General features: G+C 31.9%; 7 protein-coding genes and 1 pseudogene. 4 read left to right on the forward strand and 4 right to left on the reverse strand.

Features of this window, described 5'->3' with window-relative positions:
- Positions 1-71: 71 nt before the first annotated feature.
- Positions 72-2,018, forward strand: coding sequence for a polysaccharide biosynthesis protein (locus HMPREF9144_RS06065; RefSeq protein ID WP_006045035.1), 1,947 nt, complete (start codon positions 72-74; stop codon positions 2,016-2,018).
- 244 nt (positions 2,019-2,262) lie between these two features.
- Here the strand turns inward: HMPREF9144_RS06065 and HMPREF9144_RS06070 are convergent, their stop codons facing one another.
- On the reverse strand, positions 2,263-2,526 hold the full coding sequence (locus tag HMPREF9144_RS06070; protein ID WP_006045036.1) for a GlsB/YeaQ/YmgE family stress response membrane protein: 264 nt from the start codon (positions 2,524-2,526) through the stop codon (positions 2,263-2,265).
- A 39-nt stretch (positions 2,527-2,565) separates the two neighbouring features.
- Entirely contained in the window at positions 2,566-3,129 is a 564-nt protein-coding gene (locus HMPREF9144_RS06075; RefSeq protein ID WP_006045037.1) for a flavin reductase family protein, read from the reverse strand.
- A gap of 547 nt (positions 3,130-3,676) precedes the next feature.
- On the opposite strand from HMPREF9144_RS06075, the gene HMPREF9144_RS06080 reads away from it, so the two are divergent.
- From HMPREF9144_RS06080 to HMPREF9144_RS06090, 3 genes are read left to right on the forward strand one after another with little or no spacing between them, the layout of a single operon-like run.
- The gene (locus HMPREF9144_RS06080; protein ID WP_006045039.1) at positions 3,677-5,398 is read left to right on the forward strand and encodes a glutamine--tRNA ligase/YqeY domain fusion protein; all 1,722 of its coding nucleotides are present in this window, start codon (positions 3,677-3,679) and stop codon (positions 5,396-5,398) included.
- 7 nt (positions 5,399-5,405) lie between these two features.
- Entirely contained in the window at positions 5,406-6,647 is a 1,242-nt protein-coding gene (locus tag HMPREF9144_RS06085) for a tetratricopeptide repeat protein (RefSeq protein ID WP_050795209.1), read from the forward strand.
- Positions 6,648-6,676: 29 nt separating this feature from the next.
- Complete coding sequence (locus HMPREF9144_RS06090) at positions 6,677-7,357, forward strand: sigma-70 family RNA polymerase sigma factor (protein WP_006045041.1); 681 nt, start codon at positions 6,677-6,679, stop codon at positions 7,355-7,357.
- A 15-nt stretch (positions 7,358-7,372) separates the two neighbouring features.
- Here the strand turns inward: HMPREF9144_RS06090 and HMPREF9144_RS06095 are convergent.
- Both HMPREF9144_RS06095 and HMPREF9144_RS06100 read right to left on the reverse strand, forming a co-directional pair.
- Positions 7,373-8,266: pseudogene (locus HMPREF9144_RS06095) on the reverse strand (esterase-like activity of phytase family protein); the annotation flags it as partial.
- 58 nt (positions 8,267-8,324) lie between these two features.
- A partial coding sequence (locus HMPREF9144_RS06100) for a transposase (RefSeq protein WP_006045043.1) occupies positions 8,325-8,605 on the reverse strand: 281 nt, incomplete at its 5' end.

Here is an 8,605-nt window from a genome sequence, read left to right on the forward strand (position 1 = left end):
TATAAAAATAAATTAGTACTTTTGCATTATTAGTAGTGATAACAGAATAATTATTTGACAATATATCGAAGATGAAAATACTAAATAAAATTTTTGAATGGTATCTAACAAAAAATGCACTTCCATATTGGACCGTGTTGGCTATTGATATTTTTATTTGTTATTTATCTGGACTCCTTGTTTTTTGGTTTTATTACCATGGGGCTATTGAATTTTCAAATTTATCGCTAATAACAGCCACTATCTTCATTTTTATGACATTTGTGCTTATTGGCTTTCGAGTTTTCAAAACTTATTCAGGAATAATTCGATATTCTTCTTTTGTTGATTTACAACGTGTAGGTTTTGCTATGTTTTTATCGTTTGCCATTGCAGAACTTGTACATTATGCTATCTCCGTTTGGGATACAAAACCAATCTTTTTTAACATTAAATTTGTACGTCTTGAAGGACGACAAATTGCCGCAATGTATCTTGTTGCAACCGTAGGAATGGTTATTTTCCGAATAATAGTAAAAACTATGTACGATTTATATTTAAGTCCAAATCGTAGAATAGAGACACTTATATATGGCATTAAAGAAGGTGGAATAGGAATAGCCAATAATATTTGTAACGATAGAAGTTCTAGATTTTCGTTAAAAGGATTTATCTCTCACGATAATCTATACCATAATAAAACATTATTAGGCGAAAAAATATATTCTATTGATGCAAAATTAGAAGAAGTTATTAAACAGAAAAGAATAAAGGCTGTACTTGTTTCGCCTATTCAAGTAGATAAATTTAGGGCTGATACAAGATTGCAAGATTTGCTTATAAATGCTAATGTCAAAATTTACCTTACAGAGCACACAAAAGAATGGACAGGTGAGAACGATTTAGAGCATGTACAGTTTAAAGAAATAAATATTGAGGATCTTCTCCCACGCGATGAGATAATAGTAGATATGGATGCTATTGGAAACTTGCTAAATGGTAAGTGTATTATGATTACAGGTTCAGCAGGTTCTATTGGTTCTGAAATAGTTCGACAAATATCTATATATAAACCCGATAAATTAATTCTTATAGATCAGGCTGAAACGCCACAACATGATATAAGATTAATGATGCATTTTAATTATCCTACTATAAAAGTAGAAACCATCGTGGCAAATATTACAAATATTGATAGAATGGAAAGCATTTTTAAGCAATATAAACCTGAATATGTTTTCCATGCGGCTGCATATAAACACGTTCCTATGATGGAGAATAATCCATCAGAAAGCATACAGAATAATGTATGGGGAACAAAAGTTATAGCCGACTTAAGTGTGAAATATGGAGTAAAGAAGTTTGTTATGGTATCTACTGATAAAGCTGTTAATCCAACAAACGTAATGGGTTGTTCTAAACGTATTTGTGAAATTTATTGCCAAAGTTTAAATACAAAAACAAATCAAGGAAAACAAGCTGAAAAGTCTACACAGTTCGTTACTACTCGCTTTGGAAATGTATTGGGTTCAAATGGTTCAGTTATCCCATTATTCGAAAAACAAATTAAAAGTGGTGGACCAGTAACAGTAACCGACCCTAATATTATTCGTTTCTTTATGCTAATTCCAGAAGCATGTAAGCTGGTTCTCGAAGCTGGAACACATGGAAAAGGTGGAGAAATTTTTGTTTTTGATATGGGTAAACCTGTAAGAATTGCCGATTTGGCGAAACGAATGATAAAACTTTCGGGTGCAGAAAATGTAGAAATAGAATATACAGGGTTGCGTGCTGGAGAAAAACTTTACGAAGAAGTATTGAGTACAACAGAAAACACACTGCCCAGTTTCCATAAGAAAATTCGTATTGCAAAAGTTTGTGAATACGATTATGATGAAGTTTCTAAACAAATAGACGAACTTATTGCTTTAAGTCATACATACAACGATATGGCTATCGTAGAAAAAATGAAAGAGATTGTTCCTGAATATATAAGCAATAATAGTAAATATTCTGTTTTAGATAAAAAGAATGAATAAGTATTGATACCAAAAATAAAGTTCTCAGAAATTTTAATAAGAAATAGAGAAAAATATAATTATAAAATTTGAAATTGTAATTACAAAATAAAAAATTGTAATTACAATTTTTTTATGGGCTATTAATCGATAATAAGAAACTTCAATACATTAGCTTTCTTATTGTATTCTCGTTCTTACAGTATATCTGTATTTTGCAGAAAACTTTTTTCCTTATTCTGCTTTATTAATGGTTATCCAAGCGTTAATCTGATAATTTTTTCCATATCCATAAAACAGATACAGAACCAATTACACAAAATATGAGATTAGTAATATACCCTTTACCAAACAAATCAATATTTAGAAGATAACTAATAAAGGAACCGGCATAACTTCCTACTATTCCGATAAAAAGATTCATACAACAACCTTTACCTTCTCCACTCATTATACGATTAGCAATATAACCGATTAATATTCCAGTTAATATTGGCCACGCTGTAAAATCGGCAATGTGATCAAACATAATAATGCTGTTTTAATATTATTTTTATGTCTTACGTGTCTACTTTAATTCTTTGCCTATAGAGAATGCTTTCCCTACTTTTTCTCCCATTCTTATATATTCGAGAGCAATAGGATTAAAAGTTATAAGATTCATTTTCTCTACATCTGGTTTCCCATTATTGCCAAGATATTTTTCATCACAAATTATATTCACTATCTCAGCTATCATATAATATCCCGTTTCTGTTTCTTTTAGCTTTTCTTTGATACGGCATTCCATTGTCATTGGAAAATCAATAAAAATGGGGGCATTTACATTCTTAGAATCAACAAAAGTCCAACCAGTATTCATTACTTTGTTTGGAACATTCTTCTGACTTACAATGCCAACATAGTCGGCAGCAGCCATTGTATCTACAGTAGCAAAAGCAACAGTAAACTCTCCATTAATATTTAAATTCTTGGTTGTTTGGTGAATTCCCATTGAAATCATAATTTGTTGATTATCCCATTGACCTGCCCACGCAGCATTCATAGCATTTGGCATACCATTTTCATCGTATGTTCCAATAATTAACACTGGTTGTGGAAGAATCCATGCCTTTTTACCAAAACTTTTCATTCACTTTCTATTTATTCTATTATACTATTAATCTTTACTCTCATAGAAAATCAGTAACGGCAAAGTGCTCGTAGAAAATTTCCTATTTACATTTTTGTTTCCACCACTTGATGAAAATAAAGAATATATATATACTCTTTGCAAAAATAGATAATTAGAAATATACTTCCAAACTTATTAGCATTTTTTATGCCTATATAATTACACATTTATAATTCGCTAATAGAGAGTATTATAATTAATATAAAAAAGAAATGCCCAACGCTTCGCAGCGACGGGCACTCAACCTCAATAGGTATTAGTCATTTAAGGTAAAAAGATTGTATTCAGGATAACGAGTGCAAAGATATATTAATTTCTATAACCCACCAAATTTTTCTTTAATTATTTTTCAAAAATATACATTGCCATTATGAAAGCAGACCGAAACTATTGAAAACAGGTAGTTATATAAGACAATATTATAGGCAAGAACTATTATTAGTAAGGAAAACATATTTATAGAATGAAAAAAATAACTATCTTTGCAGAAGAAAAATTATAGCTTATGAACACAATAGAAAGTAACACTAATGAAGAGAAACGTAGTTTGAGTTTTGTAGAACAAATAGTCGAAGAAGATATTGCAGAAGGAAAGAACGGCAGACGCATTCAAACTCGTTTTCCACCAGAACCAAACGGATATTTACATATTGGACATGCAAAAGCTATTTGTATGGACTTTGGTGTAGCAGAAAAATATAACGGTGTTTGTAATCTACGTTTTGATGATACAAATCCATCAAAAGAAAATAACGAATATGTAGAAAATATTCTTCACGATATTAACTGGTTAGGTTTTAAATGGGGGAATATTTACTATGCAAGCGACTATTTCGAAAAACTTTGGGACTTTGCTATATGGCTAATAAAAAAAGGATTAGCATACGTTGATGAACAGAGCGCAGAAGAAATAGCAGCACAAAAAGGAACACCAACCGAACCAGGTATTCCTTCGCCATATAGAAATCGCCCTATAGAAGAGAGCCTTACTCTTTTTGAAAAAATGAATACACCCGAAGTTCCCGAAGGAAGTATGGTGTTACGTGCGAAATTAGATATGGCAAATCCAAATATGCACTTCCGTGATCCTATTATATATCGTATAATACATACGCCACATCACCGTACTGGTACAAAATGGAATTGTTATCCTATGTACGATTTCGCACACGGACAAAGCGATTATTTTGAAGGAGTTACTCATTCTATATGCACTTTAGAATTTGTTCCTCACCGCCCACTCTACGATAAATTTATAGATTTGCTAAAAGAATCGGACAATACTGCCGATGTATTAAACGATAACCGACCACGACAGATTGAATTTAATCGACTTAATCTTACTTATACAGTAATGTCGAAACGAAAACTACATACTCTTGTAGACGAGAAACTTGTAAATGGTTGGGACGATCCTCGTATGCCGACACTTTGCGGAATGCGTCGTCGTGGTTATTCTCCCGAATCTATCCGTGCATTTATTGATTCTATCGGTTATACAAAGTTCGATGCACTTAATGATATGGCTTTACTTGAAGCTGCTGTACGTAACGATTTAAATAAGAAAGCAACTCGTGTAAGTGCAGTTTTAGATCCTGTAAAACTTATAATTACCAATTATCCCGAAGATAAAACAGAAGAATTGGAAAGCATAAACAATCCAGAAAATGAAGAAGAGGGTGTACACACTATTACTTTCTCTAAGAATTTATGGATAGAACGTAGCGATTTTATGGAAGATGCACCTAAAAAATTCTTCCGTATGACTCCGGGGAAAGAAGTACGCTTAAAGAGTGCATATATTGTTAAATGCACAGGATGCACAAAAGATGAAGATGGTAATATTATAGAAATCCAAGCAGAATATGATCCTACAAGTAAAAGTGGAATGGAAGGAGCAAATCGCAAAGTAAAAGGAACCTTGCATTGGGTAAGTGCAGAGCATTGTTTAAAAGCAGAAGTTCGCGAATATGACCGACTTTTTAAAGTAGAAAATCCATCGGCTGAAGAAAGTGACTTTAGAGAACTGCTGAATCCAAACAGTTTAAAAATTCATAATAACTGCTACGTTGAAAAATATCTTTCAGAAAAGAAGCCGGGAGCCTATTTGCAATTCCAACGTACAGGTTACTTTATGCTTGATCCAGATTCTACTACCGAAAAACTTATTTTCAATAAAACAGTAGGTCTAAAAGATGCATGGGCAAAAGCTCAAAATAAAGGATAAAATAATATTGGACGAATATTTTAAAAGCGATAGTTTTAAGCATATTCTTCATAAATATGAAGAGCTATGCGAAAACAATGTCAGCAGTTTCCTCGATTCGGAGGAACTTGCTGATATTGCAGAATATTACCATATAATAGGTAAAGACGAAGAAGCTAAAGCTGCTGCAATATATGCAATAAATATCTTTCCTGGAGCAATAGCTCCACTTTGTTTTATGGCACGTTGTGCAATGTTTATAGATAAAAACATTGATAAAGCAAAATCTATTGCAGAAGAAATCTTAGACAAAACAGATTTAGACTATTATTATCTAAATGCAGAGATAATGATAGTGCAGATGAAAACTGAAGAGGCTAATATTTATCTTTTAGAACGTTTTAGCTATGTTGCTATAGAAGAACAACAAAACTATATTTTCGATGTCGCTTCTCTATTTTGCGATTATGCTTTAGTAGAATTTGCACAAAAGTGGTTAAGTCTATATGAAGATGTAGAATCACCAGAATATAAAGAATTAAAGGTAAGAATACTTCTTTGGAATGGAGGAGGCACCGAAAGTGAGGAGATTCTAAATAGTCTAATAGATACTAACCCCTACTCTACTACATATTGGAATGAATTAGCAAAATACTATTTCTTAAATGAAAAGTATGAAAAATCTATAACAGCAAGTGAATACACCTTAGCAATAAACCCAAAAGACGAAGATGCACTATCTAATAAGGCAAATGCATTATACAGTATTGGCAACTATAAAGAGGCTATAAACTATTATAAACGACTACAACAGATTACAATAGGCGGACTTAGAAAATCGTTAAATATATCAATTGCAAATGCTTATTTAAGCGAAAATAATATTGAGGAAGCATTTAAGTACTTTACAAAAGCTATTGATTATTCTGAAAAGAAAGAAGAGATATATATAAAAATGGCAATTTCTTTAATGGGGAACGGTTATATACGTGAGGCTTATCAAATTTTTTCTGATTATATGGAAAATATGTCGGAAGATTGGAATATTGGTTATGCCTGTTATGCACGATGCTGTTTTGAGTTAGGGTTAATGGAAAAATATAAAAAAATCTTAGAAATAGCTATCAAGAAAAATTTAATAGAAACAGAAGAAGTACTAGCTGACTTATATCCAGAAGGTAGTAAGCCCGAAGAATATCTACAGCTTTCTCCTAAAGAACGAAATGTAGGTACAAATAGTAATTTTAATAATAGCACTTTCCCATTTTAAGAAAAAAATAACACAAAAGAGAAAATATTATGGCTATAAACAATAGATATATAGAAGAGATTGCTAATCAGCAACCGCTAACAGATATAGAGGAACAAGAACTTGCAGCTAGGATAAAAATAGGAGATGCAAGTGCTTTAGAAAAACTAACAAAAGCAAACTTAAAATTTGTAGTTTCATTGGCACATCAATATAAAAATCGTGGATTAAGCGAAGATGATTTAATAAGCGAAGGAAATATTGGTATGATGTATGCAGCACAAAAGTTTGATGGAACAAGAGGAATACGATTTGTGAAATTTGCTGCTACTTATATACGTAAAGCAATGGAAGAAGCAATAAATGAACAGATTGATATAAATAATGCTCAGGATAATGGAGAAAAAAAGCATAGTATACATAAATTATCTATAGATCAACCTCTGCCAATTGGTAGTAATGGGAATTTTACATTGCAAAGTGTAATAGAGAATAAAAATTCGCCACAGGCAGATGAGTATCTAACTCGTCAGATTATAGCAGAGAAAATAGCAAAGGGAATGAATGTCCTCGACGAAAGACAGAAAGAAGTTATTACACTGATTTTTGGATTAAAAGATGGCGAAATTTACACAATGGCAGAAATAGCTAAAAAGATAGGAATAAAACGTGAACGTGTGCGCCAAATACGTAATAAAGCATTACGTAAGCTACAAAAGTATCTAAAATAATATAAATAAATAGTCTTAGTAGCGGAAAACAATTGTGCGAAACCAATCACGCAGTATACCTCTATACTGATTTTGACTATCGGCACACAAAACCAAAACTTGTGTACCATTATGTAATTTAGGACCAAGACACATTCCTTCATAGTTCGCAAAATCTTGATGGAATAATGTTAATGATGTTTTCCATTCTGCAAGTAGTTGCTTTTTCATATATGGACTTGTATCTATGAGAGAACTATTAGTTGATATTTCTTGAGAACTATTAGTATCAACACAATAAATCTTATTTTTTACAAATGAACCGAATATCAAAGGTGCAACATAAAGTTCTCTTTCCATAATAAGAAGCATACCATTATCTAATGCAACTATATCTGATACACCCATTGCATAATTTCGTGCAGGCTTGTTTACAGTGCTTTTATCCATTTTATATGCATATTGTGCTATTGGATTAAAATTCTCATCGAAAGCTTGAAGTCGCAGACGATTTTCTATTAATAACATTGGTGCTGCTTGTTTCCCATCACTCTTTAATGTTGATTCAGTTGTTGTCCAAAATAAATGTGTTTTTGGATTGTAAGTAAGAGATTCTAAACCATAGTTCGTTGATGCAGAGCGAAAATAAGATGGAACAAATAATTGGGTTCCAATAAAATTGCCAGATAAGTTATATTCGCAAATACTATTATCAGCTTCGTGTGCAATAAAAACACTATTCCGATTAGGATAAAAACAAATACCTTCTTCATCAGCACCCAATATAGATGAACCAAAAAATCCATCAGACTTAATTTGTTTTATATCGCCAGTATTAGGGTTTATCTCTATCTTAAATAGATAGAAACCACTATATTCTGCTTTATCGGAAACAATAGCATAGCTATTATTCTCTAACCATGTTATTCCACTATAATTTCCTTTTGGAACAGTTCTTTTAAAATAATGCTGTTTATTTAGTCATTCCTTAAAAACTATATTTCAGCATAAAGCTTGTACTGACAAGCTCTATGCTGATTCTTTTTATAAGGTACAAAAGAACTCTCATAGCTCTTTTGAAGTTATATGCTGCCGCAGCTAATAATACATTGATAGCATCTCCTTTCACACCTTTATAAAAGTTGCGAGATAATCTATGGTCTGCTTTAAGATGTCCTATTGTTGGTTCTATACCTGCTCGTTTACAAAATAGTTTGTGTTTCTTTTTCTTTTGGTAGTAGCTGTCTTTAGCTTTAGGAACGTCTGGAA

This window comes from Prevotella pallens ATCC 700821 (assembly GCF_000220255.1).
Classification (GTDB): domain Bacteria; phylum Bacteroidota; class Bacteroidia; order Bacteroidales; family Bacteroidaceae; genus Prevotella; species Prevotella pallens.

Bases quoted from the DNA above. Each gene is read 5' to 3' on its own strand.
- HMPREF9144_RS06065 (WP_006045035.1), top strand. From the start codon at position 72: ATGAAAATACTAAATAAAATTTTTGAATGGTATCTAACAAAAAATGCA.
- HMPREF9144_RS06070 (WP_006045036.1), bottom strand. From the start codon at position 2,526: ATGTTTGATCACATTGCCGATTTTACAGCGTGGCCAATATTAACTGGA.
- HMPREF9144_RS06075 (WP_006045037.1), bottom strand. From the start codon at position 3,129: ATGAAAAGTTTTGGTAAAAAGGCATGGATTCTTCCACAACCAGTGTTA.
- HMPREF9144_RS06080 (WP_006045039.1), top strand. From the start codon at position 3,677: ATGAACACAATAGAAAGTAACACTAATGAAGAGAAACGTAGTTTGAGT.
- HMPREF9144_RS06090 (WP_006045041.1), top strand. From the start codon at position 6,677: ATGGCTATAAACAATAGATATATAGAAGAGATTGCTAATCAGCAACCG.